The sequence below is a fragment of the Actinomadura sp. 3N407 genome (assembly GCF_052245875.1).
In the GTDB taxonomy this organism is placed as follows: domain Bacteria; phylum Actinomycetota; class Actinomycetes; order Streptosporangiales; family Streptosporangiaceae; genus Spirillospora.
This window is the reverse complement of sequence record NZ_JBQQBP010000006.1, coordinates 46,193-67,864: the sequence shown is the minus strand read 5'-3', so window position 1 is coordinate 67,864 and position 21,672 is coordinate 46,193. Positions and strand designations below refer to the sequence as shown.

24 protein-coding genes are annotated in these 21,672 nt (G+C 72.7%); 19 read left to right on the top strand and 5 right to left on the bottom strand.

Features of this window, described 5'->3' with window-relative positions; all coding sequences use genetic code 11:
* The first annotated feature begins 43 nt into the window (after nucleotides 1-43).
* The 12 genes from ACTWPP_RS16765 to ACTWPP_RS16710 all read left to right on the top strand — a co-directional run bounded on the left by ACTWPP_RS16765 (nucleotide 44) and on the right by ACTWPP_RS16710 (nucleotide 9,598).
* Nucleotides 44-997 carry a site-specific tyrosine recombinase XerD gene (locus ACTWPP_RS16765; protein ID WP_443105187.1) on the top strand — a complete coding sequence of 318 codons (954 nt, stop codon included), beginning with the start codon at nucleotides 44-46 and terminating at the stop codon, nucleotides 995-997.
* Nucleotides 998-1,198: 201 nt separating this feature from the next.
* Nucleotides 1,199-2,065, top strand: a complete 867-nt coding sequence (locus ACTWPP_RS16760) for a ParA family protein (RefSeq protein ID WP_443105571.1) — start codon at nucleotides 1,199-1,201, stop codon at nucleotides 2,063-2,065.
* Nucleotides 2,047-2,355, top strand: coding sequence for a hypothetical protein (locus ACTWPP_RS16755; RefSeq protein ID WP_443105186.1), 309 nt, complete (start codon nucleotides 2,047-2,049; stop codon nucleotides 2,353-2,355). Before ACTWPP_RS16760 ends, ACTWPP_RS16755 begins: the two co-directional genes overlap by 19 nt.
* A 135-nt stretch (nucleotides 2,356-2,490) precedes the next feature.
* A complete protein-coding gene (locus tag ACTWPP_RS16750; RefSeq protein WP_443105185.1) occupies nucleotides 2,491-3,021 on the top strand; it encodes a SecDF P1 head subdomain-containing protein in 531 nt (176 codons plus the stop codon).
* A gap of 125 nt (nucleotides 3,022-3,146) precedes the next feature.
* Nucleotides 3,147-4,040, top strand: a complete 894-nt coding sequence (locus ACTWPP_RS16745) for a segregation and condensation protein A (protein WP_443105184.1) — start codon at nucleotides 3,147-3,149, stop codon at nucleotides 4,038-4,040.
* Complete coding sequence (gene scpB, locus ACTWPP_RS16740; protein ID WP_443105183.1) at nucleotides 4,033-4,608, top strand: SMC-Scp complex subunit ScpB; 576 nt, start codon at nucleotides 4,033-4,035, stop codon at nucleotides 4,606-4,608. Before ACTWPP_RS16745 ends, scpB begins: the two co-directional genes overlap by 8 nt.
* Before the next feature lie 94 nt (nucleotides 4,609-4,702).
* A complete protein-coding gene (locus ACTWPP_RS16735; RefSeq protein WP_443105182.1) occupies nucleotides 4,703-5,434 on the top strand; it encodes a pseudouridine synthase in 732 nt (243 codons plus the stop codon).
* A gap of 27 nt (nucleotides 5,435-5,461) precedes the next feature.
* Nucleotides 5,462-5,824, top strand: a complete 363-nt coding sequence (gene aroH, locus ACTWPP_RS16730) for a chorismate mutase (protein ID WP_443105181.1) — start codon at nucleotides 5,462-5,464, stop codon at nucleotides 5,822-5,824.
* A 41-nt stretch (nucleotides 5,825-5,865) separates the two neighbouring features.
* Nucleotides 5,866-6,954 (top strand): prephenate dehydrogenase, encoded by a 1,089-nt coding sequence (locus tag ACTWPP_RS16725; protein WP_443105180.1) that lies wholly within the window; start codon nucleotides 5,866-5,868, stop codon nucleotides 6,952-6,954.
* Between the two features lie 177 nt (nucleotides 6,955-7,131).
* Nucleotides 7,132-7,794, top strand: a complete 663-nt coding sequence (cmk, locus tag ACTWPP_RS16720; protein WP_443105179.1) for a (d)CMP kinase — start codon at nucleotides 7,132-7,134, stop codon at nucleotides 7,792-7,794.
* A 35-nt stretch (nucleotides 7,795-7,829) separates the two neighbouring features.
* Nucleotides 7,830-9,215 (top strand): ribosome biogenesis GTPase Der, encoded by a 1,386-nt coding sequence (gene der, locus ACTWPP_RS16715; protein ID WP_443105178.1) that lies wholly within the window; start codon nucleotides 7,830-7,832, stop codon nucleotides 9,213-9,215.
* Nucleotides 9,216-9,394: 179 nt separating this feature from the next.
* Complete coding sequence (locus ACTWPP_RS16710) at nucleotides 9,395-9,598, top strand: hypothetical protein (RefSeq protein WP_443105177.1); 204 nt, start codon at nucleotides 9,395-9,397, stop codon at nucleotides 9,596-9,598.
* 24 nt (nucleotides 9,599-9,622) lie between these two features.
* Here ACTWPP_RS16710 and ACTWPP_RS16705 read toward each other — a convergent pair whose 3' ends face one another.
* Nucleotides 9,623-10,246 (bottom strand): hypothetical protein, encoded by a 624-nt coding sequence (locus ACTWPP_RS16705; RefSeq protein WP_443105176.1) that lies wholly within the window; start codon nucleotides 10,244-10,246, stop codon nucleotides 9,623-9,625.
* A gap of 228 nt (nucleotides 10,247-10,474) precedes the next feature.
* On the opposite strand from ACTWPP_RS16705, the gene ACTWPP_RS16700 reads away from it, so the two are divergent.
* The 6 genes from ACTWPP_RS16700 to soxR all read left to right on the top strand — a co-directional run bounded on the left by ACTWPP_RS16700 (nucleotide 10,475) and on the right by soxR (nucleotide 16,400).
* Nucleotides 10,475-10,882 (top strand): TOBE domain-containing protein, encoded by a 408-nt coding sequence (locus tag ACTWPP_RS16700; protein ID WP_443105175.1) that lies wholly within the window; start codon nucleotides 10,475-10,477, stop codon nucleotides 10,880-10,882.
* A gap of 18 nt (nucleotides 10,883-10,900) precedes the next feature.
* On the top strand, nucleotides 10,901-11,668 hold the full coding sequence (gene modA / locus ACTWPP_RS16695; protein WP_443105174.1) for a molybdate ABC transporter substrate-binding protein: 768 nt from the start codon (nucleotides 10,901-10,903) through the stop codon (nucleotides 11,666-11,668).
* Between the two features lie 11 nt (nucleotides 11,669-11,679).
* Nucleotides 11,680-12,483, top strand: a complete 804-nt coding sequence (locus ACTWPP_RS16690) for an ABC transporter permease (RefSeq protein WP_443105173.1) — start codon at nucleotides 11,680-11,682, stop codon at nucleotides 12,481-12,483.
* Nucleotides 12,480-13,607, top strand: a complete 1,128-nt coding sequence (locus tag ACTWPP_RS16685) for an ABC transporter ATP-binding protein (RefSeq protein ID WP_443105172.1) — start codon at nucleotides 12,480-12,482, stop codon at nucleotides 13,605-13,607. The genes ACTWPP_RS16690 and ACTWPP_RS16685 overlap by 4 nt, the downstream gene beginning before the upstream one ends.
* 178 nt (nucleotides 13,608-13,785) lie before the next feature.
* Complete coding sequence (locus ACTWPP_RS16680; protein ID WP_443105171.1) at nucleotides 13,786-15,603, top strand: phosphoenolpyruvate carboxykinase (GTP); 1,818 nt, start codon at nucleotides 13,786-13,788, stop codon at nucleotides 15,601-15,603.
* Nucleotides 15,604-15,866: 263 nt separating this feature from the next.
* A complete protein-coding gene (gene soxR / locus ACTWPP_RS16675; RefSeq protein WP_443105170.1) occupies nucleotides 15,867-16,400 on the top strand; it encodes a redox-sensitive transcriptional activator SoxR in 534 nt (177 codons plus the stop codon).
* A 61-nt stretch (nucleotides 16,401-16,461) separates the two neighbouring features.
* Here the strand turns inward: soxR and ACTWPP_RS16670 are convergent, their stop codons facing one another.
* Entirely contained in the window at nucleotides 16,462-18,861 is a 2,400-nt protein-coding gene (locus ACTWPP_RS16670) for a glycoside hydrolase family 65 protein (protein WP_443105169.1), read from the bottom strand.
* Nucleotides 18,858-19,607, bottom strand: a complete 750-nt coding sequence (locus tag ACTWPP_RS16665; protein WP_443105168.1) for an HAD family hydrolase — start codon at nucleotides 19,605-19,607, stop codon at nucleotides 18,858-18,860. Before ACTWPP_RS16665 ends, ACTWPP_RS16670 begins: the two co-directional genes overlap by 4 nt.
* A gap of 153 nt (nucleotides 19,608-19,760) precedes the next feature.
* Here ACTWPP_RS16665 and gndA point away from each other — a divergent pair, with 153 nt between their 5' ends.
* Nucleotides 19,761-21,185: an NADP-dependent phosphogluconate dehydrogenase gene (gene gndA / locus ACTWPP_RS16660; protein WP_443105167.1), complete on the top strand. Its 1,425-nt coding sequence runs from the start codon at nucleotides 19,761-19,763 to the stop codon at nucleotides 21,183-21,185.
* 7 nt (nucleotides 21,186-21,192) lie between these two features.
* On the opposite strand, the gene ACTWPP_RS16655 is transcribed toward gndA, so the two are convergent.
* Together ACTWPP_RS16655 and ACTWPP_RS16650 are read right to left on the bottom strand one after the other, a co-directional pair.
* Entirely contained in the window at nucleotides 21,193-21,477 is a 285-nt protein-coding gene (locus ACTWPP_RS16655; RefSeq protein ID WP_443105166.1) for an SDR family oxidoreductase, read from the bottom strand.
* Nucleotides 21,474-21,659: a hypothetical protein gene (locus tag ACTWPP_RS16650; RefSeq protein WP_443105165.1), complete on the bottom strand. Its 186-nt coding sequence runs from the start codon at nucleotides 21,657-21,659 to the stop codon at nucleotides 21,474-21,476. The genes ACTWPP_RS16655 and ACTWPP_RS16650 overlap by 4 nt, the downstream gene beginning before the upstream one ends.
* Between the last annotated feature and the right edge of the window lie 13 nt (nucleotides 21,660-21,672).

Below are 21,672 nucleotides of genomic sequence, written 5' to 3'. Positions count from 1 at the left end.
ACTGTCCCCGAGCCCGACCCCCCGGAGCACCGCGCGGCCCGCCGTGGACGACGCCGGCGCCGGTTCCGCGCTCGGCTCGGCCGTGCGCACGTATCTGGGGCACCTCGCCGTCGAGCGGGGCCTGGCCGCGAACACCCTCAGCTCCTACCGCCGTGATCTGCGCCGCTATGTGCGGGTGCAGGACGGGCGGGGCCGCGGGGCCGTCGGCGAGATCACCGAGGACGATGTCCGCGCGTACCTGGTGAGCCTGCGGGAGGGCGACGACGACCATCCGCCGCTGTCGGCGGGTTCGGCGGCGCGGGCGCTGGCCGCCGTCCGGGGCCTGCATCGTTTCGCGTTGCGCGAGGGCCTGGCGGCCGGCGACCCCGCCCACGACGTGAAGCCGCCGACGCCGCCGCGGCGGCTGCCGAAGGCGATCTCCCTTGAGGAGGTCGAGCGGCTCCTCGCCGCGGCGGCGGGGCCGTCCGGAGGCGACCCCGGCACGGCGCGGGGCCTGCGCGACCGCGCGCTGCTGGAGCTGCTGTACGGGTCGGGGGCGCGCATCTCGGAGGCCGTCGGCCTGGACGTCGACGACCTCGACCTGCGGGACGGGTTCGCCCGTGTGGCGGGCAAGGGCGGCAAGGCCCGGGTCGTGCCCATCGGCGACTACGCCCGCGAGGCCGTGGACGCCTACCTGGTGCGGGCGCGTCCCGAGCTCGCCGGGGCGGGGCGGGGCGGCCCGGCGCTGTTCCTGAACGCGCGCGGCGGGCGGCTGTCGCGGCAGGGCGCGTGGATGGTGCTGCGCGCCGCCGCCGACCGGGCGCACCTGTCGGAGGTGTCCCCGCACACGCTGCGGCACTCGTTCGCGACTCATCTGCTGGACGGCGGAGCCGACGTCCGCGTCGTCCAGGAACTGCTCGGGCACGCCTCGGTGACCACGACGCAGGTCTACACGCTGGTGACCGTGCAGCTGCTGCGCGAGGTCTACGCCACCTCGCATCCGCGTGCGCGGAGCTGACCGGCGGGCCGCGAGACGGCACCCGCAGGGACAAATCGGGCGAACCGCTGCGCCGACAAATCGCGACGTTCGGCGCGCGTCGGCTTGAGACCCGGGTTCGGCGGGCCTAGAGTCCCCGTTCTGGATGGCATTTCCGGGCCGCCGGGGAGGGATCTGGTGACCAGCACTAACGGTGCGGATGGAGTCCTTTCCTCCGCCACCATAGAGACCGATCCGAGCAGGGCTCTCGGGCCCACTCAGCGACCCGTGCCGGTGTTTCCGGAACCGGAACCCCTGGCCGAGCACGGGCCCGCACGGATCGTGGCCGTCTGCAACCAGAAGGGCGGCGTCGGCAAGACGACCACGACCATCAACCTGGGCGCGGCGCTCGCCGAGTACGGCCGCCGCATCCTCCTCGTCGACTTCGACCCGCAGGGCGCCCTGTCGGTCGGCCTGGGCATGGGCGACCCGCGCCAGCTCGACGTGACGATCCACAACCTGCTGCTCGAACGCGACACCGAGTGGGAGGACATCGTCATCGAGACCGGTGTCGACGGGATGGAGCTGCTCCCGAGCAACATCGACCTGTCCGGCGCGGAGGTCCAGCTCGTCCACGAGGTCGGCCGCGAGTACATCCTGCAGGGGGCGCTGAAGTCGGCCATCCCCCACTACGACTACATCCTCATCGACTGCCAGCCGTCGCTCGGCCTGCTCACCGTCAACGCGCTGGCCGCGAGCGAGGGCGTGCTGATCCCGCTGGAGTGCGAGTACTTCGCGATGCGCGGCGTCGCGCTGCTGATGGAGACCATCGAGAAGGTACAGGGCCGGATCAACCCGGAACTCGTCATCGACGGCGTCCTCGGCACCATGTACGACTCGCGCACCCTGCACACCCGCGAGGTCCTCGGACGCATCGTCGAGGCCTTCGGCGAGAAGGTCTTCCACACGGTCATCAACCGCACGGTACGGTTTCCTGACGCGACCGTCGCCGGGGAGCCGATCACCTTCTTCGACCCGAACTCGATGGGAGCGAACGCATACCGGGGTCTGGCGCGGGAGGTGCTCGGAAGGTGGGCTCACGTCGGGTAAGGCTGCCCGGTGTCGATGAGATCTTCCGTCCGTCCCCGCCCGTGCGGGCGTCAGCGCCGCAGCCCCGGTCTCCCACCGGGCGGCAGCGCCACGATTCCAAGATCACGGTCTATATCTCCTCCGACGAGCTGTTCGCGCTGGAGCAGCTCCGCCTGACGTTGCGCGGCGAGCACGGCCTGCCCGTCGACCGGGGCCGCCTCGTCCGCGAGGCCGTCGCCGCGATGATCAACGATTTCGACGCGCACGGCGAGCACAGCACCCTGGTCCGCCGCCTGCGCGGCGCCCCCTGACGAACCGGACACGCCGTGACCCAGCCCCCCGGCCCCCCGCCCCCGCCTCCGCCCGGCCCGCCGTACGAGCCGCCGTACGGTGCGTTCCCGCCGCCCTGCGGGCCTCCGCCGGACCGGGGAGCCGGGAGACGGGTGGTGATCGTCGTCGCCCTCCTGACGCTCGGCGTGCTGCTGGCGGGCGCCGCGGTGTTCCTCGTCATCCGCGATGCCGTGGGCGGCGGGGACGGCGGGAGCGGCCCGGCGGACCTGCGCGAGCCGATGATCTTCCAGCAGGTCGCGGAGACCTCCCGGCCGCCGTGCGGATCCGGGACCGTGCCGGACGCCGAAGACGCCGGCTGCCTGCGGCTCGGCCCGGAACGCATGACCGTCGAGCGGGTCGAGCGCATCGAGGCGGTGCCCCCGGAGCCGGGGTCGGGCCAGACCGGCTGGGCCGTCCAGCTGGAGCTCACCACCCCCGACGGGGCCGCGTTCGGGCGGCTGACCGGCAAGGCCGCCGAGCAGCCGGCGGGCTCTCCCGGCCGGCGGATCGCGATGATCGTCGGCGGGAGGGTCGTCTCGGCGCCCTCGGTGTCCGGCGGCCCCATCACCGGCGGCCTGGTGATGATCTCCGGGCGGTACACCCGGTCGGAGGCGGAGGACCTCGTCGCGCGGATGACCGGGCGGTAGGGACGCCGCGCCCGCGCCCGCGCCGTCACCGCTCGTGACCGGCCGTGGTGCGAGGACGCGCCGCGCGTGGGACGATGTGGCCGGTGAGCACAGCGCGGGAGGTGACCTCCGCTACCGTGAGCGACGTGGACGAAACGTCGCCGGAGCCGGAGCGGGGGGCCGGGCAGGAGACCGGGGAGGAGCAGGGGTTCCGCGTCCACCTGGACAACTTCGAGGGGCCGTTCGACCTGCTGCTCGGGCTGATCTCCAAGCACAAGCTCGACATCACCGAGGTGTCGCTGCACAAGGTCACCGACGACTTCATCGCGCACATCCACTCCCACGGCAAGGACTGGGACCTCGACCAGGCCAGCCACTTCCTGCTCGTCGCCGCGACCCTGCTGGACCTCAAGGCCGCCCGGCTGCTGCCGTCCGGCGAGGTCGACGACGAGGACGACCTGGCCCTGCTGGAGGCCCGCGACCTGCTGTTCGCGCGGCTTCTGCAGTACCGCGCCTACAAGGAGGTCGCGCGGGTGTTCGCCGGGCGGATCGCCGACGCGAGCCGCCGGTTCCCGCGCGTCGTGCCGATGGAGCCGCGGTTCGCGAACCTGCTGCCGGAGGTGCTGCTCGGTCTCGGGCCCGAGGAGTTCGCCCGAGTCGCCGCCAGGGCCTTCACGCCCAAGGAGCCGCCGTCGGTCTCCGTCGAGCACATCTACCAGCCGAAGGCCAGCGTCACCGAGCAGGCCGCGATCGTCGTGGAACGGCTCCGCCGGCTCCGCCGGACGACGTTCCGCGTCCTCGCGTCCGACGCCGAGGGCACATACGAGGTCGTCGCGCGGTTCCTGGCGCTGCTGGAGCTGTACCGGGACCAGTACGTCGCGTTCGAGCAGCTGGAGCCCCTCGGGGATCTGCACGTGACCTGGGTCGGCACCGACGAGGGCGACATCGAGGTCGGCGACGACTACGAGGGCGTTCCCAAGAAGGACGACGCCGGCCGGAACGGCGAGAAGGACCAGAGGGACGAGGGAGACGATGACTGAGGAACCCGGCGCGGACGCGCCGGAGCTTCCGGGGCTGCGCGCCTCGATCGAGGCGATCCTGCTGGTGGTGGACGAGCCCGTCACCGAGATGACGCTCGCGCAGCTGCTGGAACGTCCCCGCGGCGAGATCGCGGAGACGCTGCGGGAGCTGGCCGAGGAATACACCGGGCAGGGCCGCGGGTTCGACCTGAGAGAGGTGGCCGGCGGCTGGCGGTTCTACACCCGGGACGTGTGCGCCCCGGTCGTGGAGCGGTTCGTCACCGACGGGCAGCAGGCGCGGCTGACGCAGGCCGCGCTGGAGACGCTCGCGGTCGTCGCGTACCGTCAGCCGGTGAGCCGCGCGCGCGTGTCGGCGATCCGCGGCGTCAACAGCGACGGGGTGATGCGCACCCTGACGCTGCGGGGCCTGATCGAGGACGCCGGGCAGGACCCCGAGTCGCAGGCGCACCTGTACCGCACCACCGGGTACTTCCTGGAGCGGCTCGGGCTCCGCGACCTCGACGAGCTGCCCGAGCTCGCCCCCTTCCTGCCCGATGACCTTCCAGACGACATAGTTGAGGACACGTGAGCGAAGCGACGAGCCCCCGGGCGAGGAACGCAGCGAACCAGGCAAGCACAGCACCGTCCGGTCACGGGCGCCGAGCCGCCAGGCGAGGGGCCCAGTGACCGACAATGAGGGCGTGCGGCTGCAGAAGGTCCTGGCCGAGGCCGGGATCGGCAGCCGCCGCCACTGCGAGGAGCTGATCGGCGAGGGCCGCGTCACCGTCGACGGGAAGAAGGTGTTCCGGTTCGGCGAGCGCGTCGACCCGGATCACGCTGTCATCCATGTGGACGGCATGCGGGTCGAGACCCGCGCCGAGATGCGCTACTACGCGATCAACAAGCCGCGCGGCGTGGTGAGCACGATGTCGGACGAGCGGGGCCGCAAGTCCCTCGCCGAGTACGTCGACGTGCCCGAGCGGCTGTTCCACGTCGGCCGGCTGGACACCGACACCGAGGGCCTGATCCTGCTCACCAACGACGGCGAGCTCTCGCACCGCCTCACCCACCCGAGCTACGGGGTCTTCAAGACCTACCTGGCCGAGATCCACGGTCCGATCCCGCGGGACCTCGGCAAGCGGCTGAGGGCCGGCGTGACGCTGGACGACGGCCCCGCCAAGGCCGACAAGTTCCGGATCTTCGACCAGGTCGGCAGGCGCGTGCTGGTCGAGATCACCCTGCACGAGGGACGCAAGCACATCGTCCGGCGGCTGCTGAAGGAGGTCGGGTTCCCCGTCCAGCAGCTGGCCCGAATAGAGTTCGGGCCGATCAGGCTCGGGTCGCTGAAGCCGGGCACGATGCGGGCGCTGTCCGTGCAGGAGATCGGCGAGCTGTACAAGGTCGTCGGGCTGTAGCCGGCGGACACGAGGAGGGGAACGGCTGTGACGGTACGCGCGGTCCGTGGGGCGACGCAGGTCGAGGCCGACGACCGGGACCAGATCCTGGAGGCGACGACGGAACTCGTCGCCGAGGTGATGGCCCGCAACGAGCTGAGCACCGACGACGTCATCAGCGTGATCTTCACGACCACGCCGGACCTGACGGCGGAGTTCCCGGCGCTCGCCGCCCGCAAGCTCGGCTTCCACGAGGTGCCGCTGCTGTGCGCCTCGGAGATCGCCGTCCCCGGCTCGCTGCCCCGGGTGATCCGGCTGATGGCCCACATCGAGACCGGCCGTCCCCGCTCGGACGTCCAGCACGTCTACCTGCGCGGCGCCACGGCGCTGCGCCTCGACATCGCACAGTAGGCATCGCTCGGCGGAAGACGGGGCGCAGTAGGGTGACCGGCGTGAGTGAGGACGTGGTGGCGCGGCGCATCGTCGTGGTCGGGACGGGGCTGATCGGGACGTCGATCGCCCTGGCGATGCGGGAGCGCGGCGCGGAGGTGCTGCTGACCGACCGGGACGCGGCCGCGCTGGCGCTGGCGGTGGAGCTGGGCGCCGGTGAGGCGGTGCCGGACGGGGCGCACGCGGAGCCCGCCGATCTGGCGGTGCTCGCGGTGCCGCCGGCGGCGGTGGCGGTGACGCTGCTGGACGCGCAGAAACGCGGCCTCGCGACCGCCTACACCGATGTGGCGAGCGTGAAGGCGCAGCCGCTGGCGCAGGCCGCCGAGCTGGGCTGTGACCTGACGACGTTCGTGGCGGGGCATCCCCTGGCGGGCAGTGAGCGGTCGGGGCCGGGCGCCGCCCGCGCGGACCTGTTCCTCGGCCGCCCGTGGGCGCTGTGCGCGCCCGCGGGCGCGACGCCGGAAACGGTCGAGGTCGTCACTGATCTCGTGAAGGCGTGCGGCGCGATGCCGGTGGAGGTGGACGCCGCCGAGCACGACCGGGCCGTCGCCCTGGTCTCGCACGGCCCGCATGTGGTGTCGGCCGCGGTCGCCGCACGCCTCACCGGCGCCGACGACGTGGCGCTCGGGTTGTCGGGTCAGGGCGTCCGGGACGTCACCCGGATCGCGGCCAGCGACCCCCGGCTGTGGATCGGGATCCTGTCGGCGAACTCCGAGCCGGTCGCGGACGTGCTGGAGGCCGTCGCGACCGATCTCGCGGTGGCCGCGTCGCTGCTGCGCGACGGCAGCGAGGAGGCCGCCGCCCATGTGGCGGGCCTGCTGCTGCGCGGGAACGCGGGCCGGTCCCGCATCCCGGGCAAGCACGGCGGGGACCAGCCCGCCTACGCGACCGTCCCGGTGGTCATCCCGGACCGTCCGGGCGAACTCGCGATGATCTTCCAGGCGGCGGGGATCGCGGGGGTCAACATCGAGGACGTGACGATCGAGCATTCGCCGGGCCGCCCGCTGGGCGTGCTGGAGCTGTCGGTGGTGCCGGAGGCGGCCGAACGGCTGGCCGCCGAGCTGCGCGCCCGCGGCTGGTCGGTGCCCTAGCGGACGGCCCGCGGCGCGGCCGTGCGAGCGGCGGCGCGGGGAGTGCGCCGGGGCCGGTAGCCTGGTTCGCCGGGGCTCGTCCGGGGACACCTGCGCACCGGCGCGGCGGTGACCGCCGCCCGATCCGCCCGCGGCCCGCGCCGGAGGGCGCCTCAACGGAACAGAGAGGGAGCGATCGTGCCGCTCGTCATCGCCATGGACGGCCCCTCCGGGTCGGGCAAGTCCAGCGCTTCCAAGGGCGTCGCCCGCGCGCTCGGGCTCCGCTACCTGGACACCGGCGCGATGTACCGCGCCATGACGTGGTGGATGCTGGACAACGGCGTGCCGGTCGAGGACGGCGGTGCCGTCGCGGCCCGCGCGCTCGAACCGGTCATCGAGTCCGGCACCGACCCGGACGCGCCGGCGATCACGGTGGACGGTACGGACGTGTCCGGGCCGATCCGCACCCGTGAGGTGACGAACGCGGTCAGCGCGGTCAGTTCCGTCCCGGCGGTCCGCACCCGGCTCGTGGAGCTGCAGCGCGAGATCATCGGGGCCGGGGGCATCGTGGTGGAGGGCCGCGACATCGGCTCGGTCGTCGCCCCGGACGCGCCGGTCAAGGTGTATCTGACCGCCAGCGAGGAGATGCGGGCGCGGCGCCGCGCGAAGGACCTCGCGGCCGACCCGGGCGCGTCGGTGACCGTCACGCGGGCCGAGCAGGCCCGGCGGGACCGGCTTGACTCCACCCGGAAGGCGTCGCCGCTGACCAGGGCGGGCGACGCGCACGAGATCGACTCGACCGAGCTGAGCCTCGCCGAGGTCATCGAGGCGATCGTCCGCCTCGCCAAAGAGCATGAGTGAGCGGGCGGCCTGACGGCCCCCGCGGGGATGTCACAGTGAGCGATTACGAGATCGAAACGGTGGACGTCGTCGAGGACGTCCCCGAGGACGAGGGCCCGGCGCCGGTCGTGGCGGTGGTGGGGCGGCCGAACGTCGGCAAGTCCACCCTCGTCAACCGGATCCTCGGCCGCCGTGAGGCGGTCGTGGAGGACGTGCCGGGCGTGACCCGCGACCGGGTCGCCTACGACGCGACGTGGAGCGGCCGGCGGTTCACCGTCGTCGACACCGGCGGGTGGCTGCCGGACTCGTCCGGGCTGGCCGCGGCGATCGCCGAGCAGGCGCGGCTGGCGGTCGAGCTGGCCGACGTCGTGATGTTCGTGGTGGACGCGACGGTGGGCGCGACCGACGTCGACGAGGCCGTGGTGGAGATCCTGCGCCGGTCCGGCAAGCCGGTGGTGCTGGTCGCCAACAAGGTCGACAACATGGGCACCGAGGCGGACGCGGCCGTGCTGTGGTCGCTGGGCATCGGTGAGCCGCACCCGGTCAGCGCCCTGCACGGGCGCGGAAGCGGCGATCTGCTCGACGCGGTGCTGGAGGCGCTGCCGGCGGAGGCCCCGCCGGAGACGTTCGGTGAGCCGGGCGGGCCGCGCCGGGTCGCGCTGCTGGGCCGTCCGAACGTCGGCAAGTCGAGCCTGCTGAACCAGCTGGCGGGGGAGGAGCGGGCCGTCGTGGACCCGGTGGCCGGGACGACCCGCGACCCGGTCGACGAGCTGATCGAGCTCGGCGGGAAGACGTGGCGGTTCATCGACACGGCGGGGATCAGGCGGCGGCACCGCGAGAACCAGGGCGCCGACTTCTACGCGACGCTGCGCACCCAGTCGGCGCTGGAGCGCGCCGAGGTCGCGGTGGTCCTGGTGGACGCCGACCAGCCGCTCGCCGAGCAGGACCTGCGGATCATCTCGATGGTGATCGACTCGGGCCGGGCGCTGGTCATCGCCTACAACAAGTGGGATCTGCTGGACGAGGAGCGCCGCCACTACCTGGAGCGGGAGATCGACCGGCAGCTCCACAACGCGCGGTGGGCGCCGCGGGCGAACATCTCCGCCAAGACGGGCCGGCACATGGACAGGCTCGTGCCGGGGATCGAGACGGCCCTGGACGGCTGGGGCACCCGCGTCCCCACGTCCAAGCTGAACCAGTTCTTCGCCGATCTGGTGAACTCGCACCCCCACCCGGTGCGGGGCGGCAAGCAGCCGCGCGTGCTGTTCGCGACGCAGGCCGGGGTGCGGCCGCCGCGGTTCGTGCTGTTCACCTCCGGGTTCCTGGAGGAGGGGTACCGGCGGTTCATCGAGCGGCGGCTGCGCGAGGAGTTCGGCTTCGCCGGGACGCCCCTCGACATCGCCATGAAGATCCGGGAAAAGCGCGGCAAGGGCAAGAAGTAGCGGAAATATTCGGCGTGCGGCCCGCCGGGGATCTTTCCCGGGCGGGCCGCGGCATGTCAGGATGCTTTCTGCGGGGGCGAGTAAGTCTTCCATTACTCGTCGATCCCGCGCGAAGTGCACGTTCGAGTCCGGAGTGACCGGATCTACCGGACATCAGGGCGCGGGTCGAGGGGTGCGACGTGAAGCTCTTGCTGCTCATCTCCTGTGCTGTCGTCTGCGTGGCGCTCAGCTTCGCATGGCGGGAGCCCTGGATCGGCGGTGTCGGCCTCCTGGTCGCCTTCGTCGCCATGTTCACCGACCGCGACGACGTGCGGCTGGACGATGAGCGGGGCAGCTACGAGACCACCAAGTCCGTCCGCAACATGCGCAACCCCGACCGCTGACGGGCCGGTCCGGGTCCGGGTGGGCTACCGGTCGTAGCGGGGTTCGCCCGCCACCTGCTGGTCACCGGGTCGTGGCGGTGGCGGTGCCTGCCCGGGCGGGTTCTCCCGCGCGTAGCGCCCGTACACGAGCGGCTGGGTGGTGTTCGCACCGGGATGCTCGGATTCGGGCTGCCCCGCCGTCCCCCGTGCCGCCTCCCGTGCGCCGAGGACGGCGAAGCGGCCGAGTGCGAGGCCGGCGAGGAACGCGATGACGATGCCGAGCGCGGTGAATCCGGCGAGCTGCTCGGCGATCCGCTGCCCCTCGTCCGTTCCGAGCGGGGCGCCGACGCCGGGGACGTCCCACAGCCCGGCGAGGGTGTGCCCGACGGCGAACCAGGCTCCGCCGAGCGCGGCGAGCCAGGCGCCGAACATCGCGAACGCGCGGTTGGCGACGGCGAGCACGATCAGCCCGCCCAGCACGACGGCCGCCGCGGGCGCGATGCTGAGCTGCAGCCGGTCGGTGTCGTAGACCCAGGTGTCGTCCGGCGCGAAGCCGAAGCCGAAGTACGGGCCGACGAAGGGGAGCAGGCCGCCCCACAGGCCCAGCAGCACCAGCAGTGTCCCGCTGAGCAGGCCCCGGGTACGTGGTGCGCGCATGGTCCCAGTCATGATCATTCCTCCTGACCGGGCGTGTGATTGTCGTTTAAATCACCCAATACCCGGACTAAACCACTCCACACGGCCATGAACACGCCGCAGGGGCCGTGCCGCCGGAGACGGAGCCCGGGATCTGACCCGGCGGGCGGCATTTGCCAGCGAAGGAAGGCGGCGGGGCTTGTATTCGATGCGGTAGCCGCGCGCCTCGGCTTGCATCTGCGAGGGGATACCCTGTGCCCTGTGACGACGTTCAGGATCAGTGAGGCGGCCGCGCTGCTGGGAGTCAGCGCGGACACCGTCCGCCGCTGGGTGGACGGCGGGCGGCTCCCGGCGTCCCGGGACGAGCACGGGCACCGGCTGGTGCCGGGCCCCGAGCTCGCCGCCTTCGTGCGCGATCAGGCGCGCGGGGGAGGGCCGTCCGACCAGGGGGAGCGGTTCTCGTCCGCGCGCAACCGGATGCGGGGCATCGTGACCGACGTCGTCCGCGACGGGGTGATGGCGCAGGTGGAGATCCAGGCCGGGCCGTTCCGGATCGTGTCGCTGATGAGCCGGGAGGCGGCCGACGATCTCGGGTTGCGGGTGGGCGTGGTCGCCGAGGCCGTCGTGAAGTCCACCAACGTCGTCGTCGAAGTGTCCGAGCCGGGCTGACGCCCCGGGGGAGGGTCCGTGATCAAGCGAACGGCGGCGGTGTCCCTGCTGCTCACGGTCGTGGCGGGGTGCGGCGGCATCGAGGACGGCGGCTCGTCCGGGACGGGCGGCGGCGAGACGCTGACGGTGTTCGCGGCGGCCTCGCTCACCGAGGCGTTCACCGCGCTCGGCGAGACGTTCGAGGGCTCCCATCCCGGCGTGCGGGTCAGGTTCAACTTCGGCGGCAGCTCGACGCTCGCGCAGCAGATCACCCAGGGCGCCCCGGCGGACGTGTTCGCGTCCGCGAGCCCCGCCACGATGGCGGCCGTGACCGGTGCGGGCGACGCGGCCGGGCGGCCGCGGGTGTTCACCCGGAACCGGCTGGTCATCGCCGTCCCGCAGGAGGATCCCGGCGGGGTGGCGGCGGTCGGCGACCTGTCCAGGCCCGGGCTCAAGGTCGTCCTGTGCGCCGTGCAGGTGCCCTGCGGGGCGGCCGCGCGGGAGGCGCTCGGCGCCGCCGGGATCGAACTGGAGCCGGCGTCGCAGGAGCGGGACGTCAAGGCCGTCCTCACCAAGGTCATCCTGGGCGAGGCCGACGCCGGGCTCGTCTACCGCACCGACGTCGAGGCGGCGGGGGAGAAGATCAGGGGGATCGAGTTCCCCGAGGCCGCGCGGGCCGCGAACGACTACCCGATCGTCGAGGTCGCCGAGGCTCCGCACAGTGCGCTTGCGAAGGAGTTCATCCAGCTGGTGCTGGGGGAGCGGGGCAGGACGGCGCTGAGCCGGGCCGGGTTCGAGGCGCCGTGAGGGCGTCCCGGGTGCGGGAGGGCGACCGCCTGGCGGGGCGCCCGCCGTGGATCCTGCTGCTGCCCGCGCTGGCGGGGCTCGCCTTCCTGGTGCTGCCCATGGTCGGGCTGCTCGTCCGCGCCCCGTGGTCCACGCTCGGCACCCGCCTCATGCAGCCGCAGGTGCTGGAGGCACTGCGCCTGTCGCTGGTCAGCGCCACCCTCGCCACCGGCCTGTGCCTGCTGCTCGGCGTCCCGCTGGCCTGGACGCTGGCGCGGGTCCGGTTTCCGGGCGTCCGGCTCGTCCGGGCCCTGGTGACCGTGCCGCTGGTGCTGCCGCCGGTGGTCGGCGGTGTCGCGCTGCTTCTCGTGCTCGGGCGGCGCGGGCTGATCGGCGGATGGCTGGACTCCACGTTCGGGATCACGTTCCCGTTCACCACCGCCGGGGTCGTGCTGGCCGAGACGTTCGTGGCGATGCCGTTCCTGGTGATCAGCGTGGAGGGCGCGCTGCGCGGCGCCGACCTGCGCTACGAGGAGGCCGCCGCCACCCTCGGCGCGGGCCGCTGGACGGTCTTCCGGCGGGTGACGCTGCCGCTCGTGGCGCCCGGGGTCGCGGCGGGGGCCGTGCTGTGCTGGGCGCGGGCGCTCGGCGAGTTCGGGGCGACGATCACGTTCGCGGGCAACTTCCCCGGCCGGACGCAGACGATGCCGCTGGCCGTCTACCTGGCGCTGGAGACCGACCCGCAGGCCGCGATCGTGCTGAGCCTCGTCCTGCTGGCCGTGTCGGTCGTCGTCCTCGCCGCCCTCCGGGGCCGCTGGATGGACGCCTCCGCATGAGCGAGGCGAACCGGGAAGCGCGGGGGGTCGTCCCGGCACACGGGGCAGGGGGCCGGGGGCTGGACGCGCGGCTCGTCGTGCGGCGCGCCGCGTTCGAGCTCGACCTCGCGCTCACCGCCGAGCCCGGCGAGGTCGTTGCGCTGCTCGGCCCGAACGGGGCGGGCAAGAGCACCGCGCTGCGCGCTCTCGCCGGGCTCGTCCCGATGGCCGGCGGCCATATCCGGCTGGACGGGGCCGATCTGCGTCCGCTGCCGCCCGACCGCCGCGGCATCGGCATGGTGTTCCAGGACTACCTGCTCTTCCCGCACCTCACCACGCTGGAGAACATCGCCTTCGGGCCGCGCTGCCAGGGCGCGGGCCGCCGCGCCGCCCGCCGCCGCGCCGCGGACTGGCTGGACCGGGTCGGGCTCGCGGAGTTCGCGGCCGTCCGGCCCCGGGCGCTGTCGGGCGGTCAGGCGCAGCGTGTCGCGCTCGCCCGGGCGCTGGCCGTCGAGCCGGGCCTGCTCCTGCTGGACGAGCCGCTCGCCGCCCTCGACGCCCACACGCGGCTGGAGATCCGGGCCGCGCTCCGCCGCCATCTCGCCGGGTTCGCGGGCGCGGCGGTGCTGGTCACGCACGACCCCCTGGACGCGATGGTGCTGGCCGACCGCATCGTCGTCGTCGAGGGCGGACGTCTCGTCCAGGAGGGGACGCCCGCCGACGTCGCCCGCCGGCCCCGCACCGACTACGTCGCGCGCCTGGTCGGGCTGAACCTGTACCGGGGTCGCGCGGCGGGCGGGACCGTGCTGATCGGTGACGGGGTGGTCGGTGACGGGGTGATCGGAGCCGGCGCCGGGACGATCGACACTGTGGACTCACTCGAAGGTGAGGTCTTCCTAGCCTTCGCGCCATCCTCGGTGGCGCTGTACCGGACCCGTCCCGACGGCAGCCCCCGCAACCTCTGGCGCACCCGCGTCGCCGCGATCGAGCGGCAGGGGGACCGCGTCAGGGTACGGCTGTCCGGGCCGCCTTTCGACGCCGTCGCGGAGGTGACTCCGGCGGCCGTCGCGGAGCTCCAATTGTCCGAGGGCAGCCTCATATGGGCGGCCGTGAAGGCCACCGAGACTCACGTTTACCCAGCTTGACCGTATCCAGACCCGGGCATGGTGGCACGCGGCCCTCGGCGCCCGTACGTAAGTGATATCAGCCACAAAAGGGGCAGGGAAGGGCCAATAGCGGACCGGATTGGTCCAGACCAAATGGCAAAAACGGCGGGTCTTGTTCATCATGCAAACATCCTGCGAACAGCTGAAGGAGTTGCCCGTGTCCAACCAGGTCTCCGGCCTCGACCAGGCCCCAACCGGCCACACCGAACTGATCGAGTGGGTGCGCGGGATCGCCGAGCTGACCAAGCCGGACCGCGTCGAGTGGTGCGATGGCTCGGACGACGAGTGGGAGCGCCTGACCGGCCTCCTCGTCGAGCAGGGCACCCTCACACGGCTCGACCCGGCCAAGCGGCCGAACAGCTTCCACGCGGCCTCCGACCCGACGGACGTGGCGCGCGTCGAGGACCGGACGTTCATCTGCTCCGAGAAGGAGGAGGACGCCGGCCCCACGAACAACTGGGTCGCGCCCGCCGAGATGAAGCAGACCCTCGACGGTCTCTTCGACGGCTGCATGAAGGGCCGCACCATGTACGTGGTGCCGTTCTGCATGGGACCCCTCGGCGGCAAGATCTCGCAGCTGGGCGTTGAGATCACCGACTCCGCCTACGTCGCCGTGTCGATGCGGATCATGACGCGGATGGGCGAGGGCGCGCTGCGGCTCATCGAGGAGCGCGGGTCGTTCGTCAAGGCCGTCCACTCCGTCGGCGCCCCGCTTGAGCCCGGCCAGAAGGACGCCAAGTGGCCTTGCAACTCCACCAAGTACATCACCCACTTCCCCGAGACCCGGGAGATCTGGTCCTACGGGTCCGGGTACGGCGGCAACGCGCTGCTGGGCAAGAAGTGCTACGCGCTGCGGATCGCGTCCACGATGGCGCGCGACGAGGGCTGGATGGCCGAGCACATGCTCATCCTGAAGCTGACACCGCCGTCCGGTGAGACCCGCTACGTCACCGCGGCGTTCCCGTCGGCGTGCGGCAAGACCAACCTCGCCATGCTGGAGCCGACCATCCCGGGCTGGAAGGTCGAGACGATCGGCGACGACATCGCCTGGATGCGGTTCGGCGACGACGGCCGCCTCTACGCGATCAACCCGGAGGCCGGGTTCTTCGGCGTCGCGCCCGGCACCGGCGAGAGCACCAACGCCAACGCCGTGAGGACGCTGTGGGGCAACAGCATCTTCACCAACGTCGCGCTCACCGACGACGGCGACGTGTGGTGGGAGGGCCTCACCGACGAGCCGCCCGCGCACCTCACGGACTGGAGGGGCGACGATTGGACGCCGGACTCCCAGACCCCGGCCGCCCACCCGAACGCCCGCTTCACCACCCCGGCCGGGCAGTGCCCGATCATCGCCGACGAGTGGCAGGACCCGAAGGGCGTCCCGATCTCGGCGATCCTGTTCGGCGGCCGGCGCGCGTCGGCCGTCCCGCTGGTCACCGAGTCGTTCGACTGGCAGCAGGGCGTGTTCCTCGGCGCCAACGTCGCGTCCGAGAAGACCGCCGCCGCCGAGGGCGCCGTCGGCGAGCTGCGCCGCGACCCGTTCGCCATGCTGCCGTTCTGCGGCTACAACATGGGCGACTACTTCGGCCACTGGCTGGAGATCGGCAAGGCCACCGACGCCGAGAAGCTCCCCCGGATCTACTACGTCAACTGGTTCCGCAAGAACGCCGACGGCAAGTTCATCTGGCCCGGCTTCGGCGAGAACAGCCGCGTCCTGAAATGGATCGTCGAGCGCCTGAACGGGCAGGCCGACGCCGTCAAGTCCCCGATCGGGCACCTGCCGACCCGGCAGGCGCTCGACACCGGGGGCCTGGACATCGCCGACGCCGACCTCGACACGCTGCTGTCGGTCGACACCGAGGTGTGGAAGCAGGAGGCCGCCCTGGTCCCCGAGCACTTCGAGAAGTTCGGCGACCACATGCCGAAGGCGCTGTGGGACGAGTACCACGGCCTGGTCCGCCGACTGGAGCACTGACCCCGGGCCGGCGGGTCGACACCGGGCCGGCGAGGCGTGAGCCGAGGCCGGTCGCGGGCTTTGCGGAGTCCGCGACCGGCCTTGACGCTTCCCGCAGGGAGCAGGGGCGGCGCCGCGTTCCGGCTGCGCCGGCTCGGCCGGACGGCCGGACGGGAACGCGGGATGGGCGCGGCCGTCCCGCACTAGCCCCCGCGACCGGCCGCAGCCACCCGGCACCCGGTCCGGAACCTCAACCGGAGTTGAGGTCGCATAGGATTCGGGGCATGACGCGGCTAGAGCACCGGGTACACGAACTGACCGTCGGGCAGCTCGCCGAGCGGAGCGGCGTGGCCGTCTCGGCGCTGCACTTCTACGAGTCCAAGGGGCTGATCAGCAGCCGCCGCACGGCGGGCAACCAGCGGCGCTTCAGCCGCGACACGCTCCGCCGGGTCTCGTTCATCAAGGTCTCGCAGCGGGTCGGCATCCCGCTCATTGACATCCGCGACGCCCTCGCCACGCTCCCCGAGGAACGCACCCCCACCGTCGCGGACTGGGCGCGGCTGTCGGAGACGTGGCGCAGCGACCTCGACGGCCGCATCCGCCAGCTCGAACGGCTCCGCGACGACCTCACCGACTGCATCGGCTGCGGCTGCCTGTCGATCAGCAGATGCGCCCTCGCCAACCCCTACGACCGGCTCGGCGACCAAGGGCCGGGACCGCGCAGGCTCCTCGTCGGGCACGGCACCGGCGACGCCCCGGCCGGCCCGGAGGCCGCGCCGGACGGGGACGGCGGCGACCCCTGCACCCCCGCGCACTAGACGTACCGGCGGCCGTGCCGGCGGACCAGGGGCCGCGGACCAGGGGCCGCGCGCCTGTGGACTAGCGGCCGCGGAGATCGCGGCCGTGCGGGTCGATGCGGCGCGGGGCCGGCTCCCGTCCCGCCGGCTGGGTCGGCGCCGGACGCGCCGGTATCTGCCCGATCGGCAGCTCGACCGGCTTGTCACCGAGGGGGAACGGCTCCCCGTGGTGCCACAGCTTCATGCCCGGGCCGTCCATCAGCTCGTAGCGGGCCGCCTCCGCGGTCACGGTGACCCTGATCCGGCTGCCCCGGTACCGCATCCGGAACGCCAGCCGGCTGATGCCGCCCGGCAGCCGCGGCGCGAACCGCAGCCGGCCGCGGCCCGCCCGCATCCCGCCGAAGCCGGCGACGAGCCCGCTCCACGCCCCCGCCATCGAGGCGATGTGCAGCCCGTCGCGGGTGTTGCGGTTCAGGTCGTGCAGATCCATCAGCGCCGTCTCAACGAGATAGTCGTGCGCCAGCTCCAGCTGGCCGACCTCGGCCGCCACCACGGCCTGCGTCTGCGCCGACAGCGACGAGTCCCGGACGGTCAGCCCCTCGTAGTAGGCGAAGTTGCGGGCCTTCTCTTCCTCGGTGAACATGTCCCCGCACAGGTGCAGCGCGAGCACCAGATCCGCCTGCTTGACGACCTGCTTGCGGTACAGGTCGAAGTACGGGTAGTTCAGCAGCAGGGGATAGTGGTCGGGCTTGGTGGCCGCGAAGTCCCAGCGGGCGTGGTTGGTGAAGCTCTCACTCTGCGGGTGGACGCCCAGCCGCTCGTCGTAGGGGATCAGCATGGCCGCCGCCGCGTCCCGCCACGACGCGGCCTCCTCGGCGTCCACCCCGAGCCGGTCGGCCACGTCCGGGTGGCGCATCGCCATCTCCGCGGCCTCCTCCAGATTACGGCGCGCCATGAGGTTGGTGTAGACGTTGTTGTCCACGACCGCGCTGTACTCGTCGGGGCCCGTGATCCCGTCGATGCGGAACACGCCGCCGACGTCGTGGTGGCCGAGGCTCCGCCACAACCGCGCGGTCTGCACCAGGATGTCCAGGCCGATCTCACGCTCGAACTGCTCGTCCTCCGTGGCGTCCACGTACCGGACGACGGCGTCGGAGATGTCGGCGTTGATGTGGAACGCGGCCGTCCCGGCGGGCCAGTACCCCGAGCATTCGTGGCCCCGGATCGTCCGCCAGGGGAACGCGGCACCGTCCAGGCCGAGCTGGACGGCACGCTCGCACGCCAGCGGCAGTGTCATGTGCCGCCAGGCGAGCGCGTCCGCCGCCGCGCCCGGTGAGGTGTACGTCAGCACGGGCATGACGAACGTCTCGGTGTCCCAGAACGTGTGGCCGTCGTAGCCGGGCCCCGTCAGGCCCTTGGCCGGGATCATGCGGCGCTCTGCGCGCGCGCCCGCCTGCAGGACATGGAACATCCCGAACCGCACGGCCTGCTGGATCTCGGCGTCGCCGTCGACCTCGACGTCCGCGCCCTCCCAGAACTCGTCCAGATACTCGCGCTGCTCGGTCAGCAGGCCGTCCCAGCCGGTCCGCCGCGCACCCGCCAGCGCCCCGACCACCTGGTCGTGCAACGCCGGACGGGACCGCTGGCTCGACCACCCGTACGCGATGAACTTGACGACGCGCAGCCGCTGCCCGGGCTCCAGCCGCGTCGCGACCGTCAGCCGGCCCACGTCCTTCGAGCTCTCGGTGTCGATCGTCATCGACTCCGGGCCCTGGATGTCGTGCGACATGCCCGCCGCCATCCGCAGCCCGCTCTGCCGCGTCCGGTGCAGCAGCAGGACCTTCGTGCCGTTGGCGACGTGCTCCTCGCTGACCAGCGGGCTCTCCAGGATCGCCGACGCCCGCGGGTCCTTGCCGCCGCCGGGCAGCGCCTCGTTGGCCACCAGCTCCGACTGCGCGACCACCCGGACCGCCTCGTCCACCGGCTCGACCTCGTAGCAGATCGCCGCGATGGCCCGCTGCGTCAGCGACACGATCCGGACCGAGGTCACCCTGACCGTCTTGTCGGCCGGGGACGTCCACTCCACATGCCGGGTGAGCGTGCCCGCCCGCATGTCCAGCACCCGCTCGTGATGATGGACGCGGCCGTAGCGCACGTCGAACGGCTCGTCGTCCACCAGCAGCCGGATCACCTTGCCGTTGGTGACGTTGATGACCGTCTGGCCCATCTCCGGGTAGCCGTAGGCGGTCTCGGCGTGCGGCAGCGGACGCTGCTCGTAAAAGGAGTTCAGGTACGTGCCCGGCAGGCCGTGCGGCTCCCCCTCGTCCAGGTTGCCGCGGAGGCCGACATGCCCGTTGGACAGCGTGAACACCGACTCGGTCTGCGCCAGCCGGTCCAGCCGGAGCTCCGGCTCCCGCACGCACCACGGCTCCACCGTGAACAGGGGCCGGTCGGCCGCGGCCTGGCCATCCCTCTCGGTCACTTGACCTCCAGCAATTCCGACAGGTCGGAGACGACGATGTCGGCGCCGTGCCCGGCCAGCGCCTCGGCGTGCGCGCCGTCCACCCGGTTGACGCCCACCACGTACGCGAACCCGCCGGCCCGTCCCGCCTGGACGCCGGCGAGCGCGTCCTCGAACACCACCGCCCGCGCGGCCGGGACGCCGAGCTCCCGCGCCCCCGCGAGGAACATGTCGGGGGCGGGCTTGCCGGGCAGGTTCCGCTCCGCGGCGGTCACCCCGTCGACCCGCGCGTCGAACAGGTCGGTGATGCCGACCGTCCGCAGGACCTGCACGGTGTTCGCGCTGGACGACACCACCGCCGTCTTCAGCCCCGCCGCCCTCGCGGCGCGGACGTAGGCGATCGAGCCGTCGAACGTCTCGACGCCCTTCTCCTCGATGAACCTGAGCACCAGCGCGTTCTTGCGGTTGCCGAGCCCCCGGATGCTCTCCGTCTCCGGCGGATCGTCCGGGACGCCCTCCGGCAGCTCGATGCCGCGCGACTCCAGGAACGAACGCGTCCCGTCCTCGCGCTTCTTGCCGTCGACGTACCGGCCGTAGTCCTTCACGGGGTCGAACTCGGTGAACGGCTCACCGGACCGCTCCGCCCGCGCACGCAGGTAACCGTCGAACATCTCCTTCCAGGCGGCGGCGTGGACGGCCGCCGTCCGGGTCAGCACCCCGTCGAGATCGAAGAGACACGCCGCCGACTCGTCCGGCAGTCCGAGCATCCATACCCCCTGGAGAATGACACCATTGAAGAGATCCTGAACGCGCCCCGTTCCCAGGCCGGACACCGGCATGCGGGGCGCGGCCTCGAACGGGGCGATCATGATCCGCGTACAACCCCTTGGTCAGGGTCGCACACGAGGAGGAGAGAGCCAATGCAAAAGGCGCGTATAGGCGTCACGGGGCTGGCGGTGATGGGCCGGAACCTGGCCCGCAACCTCGCCCGGCACGGGCATCCCGTCGCCGTGCACAACCGCACCCACACCCGGACGAAGGCTCTGGTGGAGGAGTTCGGCGACGAGGGGACGTTCCTGCCGGCCGAGACGCCCGAGCAGTTCGTGGCCTCCCTCGAACGTCCCCGCCGCCTGGTGATCATGGTGAAGGCGGGCGGCCCGACCGACGCCGTCATCGACGAGTTCGCCCCGCTGCTGGAGCCCGGCGACATGATCGTCGACGGCGGCAACGCGAACTTCACCGACACCCGCCGCCGCGAGGCCGCCCTCCGCGACCGCGGCATCCACTTCGTCGGCACCGGCATCTCCGGCGGCGAGGAGGGCGCGCTGCACGGCCCGAGCATCATGCCGGGCGGCTCCGCCGAGTCCTACGCCGCCCTCGGCCCGCTGCTGGAGGACATCTCCGCCAAGGTGGACGGGACGCCCTGCTGCACCCACGTCGGCCCCGACGGCGCCGGCCACTTCGTGAAGATGGTGCACAACGGCATCGAGTACGCCGACATGCAGCTGATCGCCGAGTCCTACGACCTGCTCCGGCACGCCGCCGGCCTCGCCCCCGCCGAGATCGCCGAGGTCTTCCGCACCTGGAACACCGGCCGCCTGGAGTCCTACCTCATCGAGATCACCGCCGACGTCCTCGCGCACACCGACGCGTCCACCGGGAAACCGTTCGTCGACGTCGTCCTCGACCAGGCCGAGCAGAAGGGCACCGGCCGCTGGACCGTGCAGACCGCCCTCGACCTCGGCGTCCCCGTCGGCGGCATCGCCGAGGCCGTCTTCGCCCGCTCCGTCTCCGGCCACGCCGCCCTCCGCGACGCCGCCCAGAACCTGCCCGGCCCGTCCCGCACCGGCGACGCCGGCCCCGGCTTCGCCGACGCCGTCGAGAAGGCCCTGTACGCCTCGAAGATCGTCGCGTACGCGCAGGGCTTCCACGAGATCCAGGCGGGCAGCGCCGAGTACGGCTGGAACATCGACCTCGGCGCGACGGCCGCCATCTGGCGCGGCGGCTGCATCATCCGCGCCCGCTTCCTGGACCGCATCCGCGCCGCCTACGAGGCCGACCCGAACACCCCCACCCTGCTCACCGACGACCACTTCGCCGAGGCCGTCGGCGACGCCCAGGACGCCTGGCGCGACGTCGTCGCCACCGCCGCGCGCCTCGGCATCCCCGCGCCCGGCCTCTCCACCGCCCTGGCCTACTACGACTCACTGCGCGCCGCCCGCCTGCCGGCCGCGCTCACCCAGGGCCAGCGCGACTTCTTCGGCGCCCACACCTACCGCCGCACCGACCGCGAGGGCTCCTTCCACACCCTCTGGGGCGGCGACCGTTCGGAGGTGACCGCCTGACCGCCCCTCAGCCCGTGCGCCACTCCGCCGACTCAAGGGCCCCGGCCGCCTGCGGGCCCATGAGCCCGAGGCCGCCGTCCACGAACAGCGAAGCCCCCGTCACGTAGGACGCCCCCGGGCCGGCCAGGAACGCGATCGCCTCCGCGACCTCCCGCGCCGTCCCCTCGGCCCCCTCTCGGTCGGAACGGTAGGTGATCCCGACATCGAACCCGTTGCGGGCGAGCGCGACCGCCGTCGCCTTCCCGATCCCGGAATCGGCCCCGGTGATGACCGCGACCCGGTCGTACGTCACGGCTCCTCCGGCTCACTCTCGACCCCGGCGATCGGATCACCGTCCCGGGTGCCGCTCTCGGCGTCCCCCTCATACCCTTCGGCGGCACTCTCGCTCCCCGGCACGACCCGCTCGTGCGCCTGCTCCTCCAACCCCGAACTCGCCCCGGGCTCCTTGTCGTCCGCCTCGTCTCTCTTCTCCACTGCCGCCCCCTTG

Excerpts from the sequence above, each read along its gene's own strand:
- ACTWPP_RS16665 (WP_443105168.1), bottom strand. The coding sequence starts at position 19,607 with ATGCTCGGACTGCCGGACGAGTCGGCGGCGTGTCTCTTCGATCTCGAC.
- ACTWPP_RS16705 (WP_443105176.1), bottom strand. The coding sequence starts at position 10,246 with ATGACTGGGACCATGCGCGCACCACGTACCCGGGGCCTGCTCAGCGGG.
- soxR (WP_443105170.1), top strand. The coding sequence starts at position 15,867 with ATGACGCGGCTAGAGCACCGGGTACACGAACTGACCGTCGGGCAGCTC.
- ACTWPP_RS16685 (WP_443105172.1), top strand. The coding sequence starts at position 12,480 with ATGAGCGAGGCGAACCGGGAAGCGCGGGGGGTCGTCCCGGCACACGGG.
- scpB (WP_443105183.1), top strand. The coding sequence starts at position 4,033 with ATGACTGAGGAACCCGGCGCGGACGCGCCGGAGCTTCCGGGGCTGCGC.
- gndA (WP_443105167.1), top strand. The coding sequence starts at position 19,761 with ATGCAAAAGGCGCGTATAGGCGTCACGGGGCTGGCGGTGATGGGCCGG.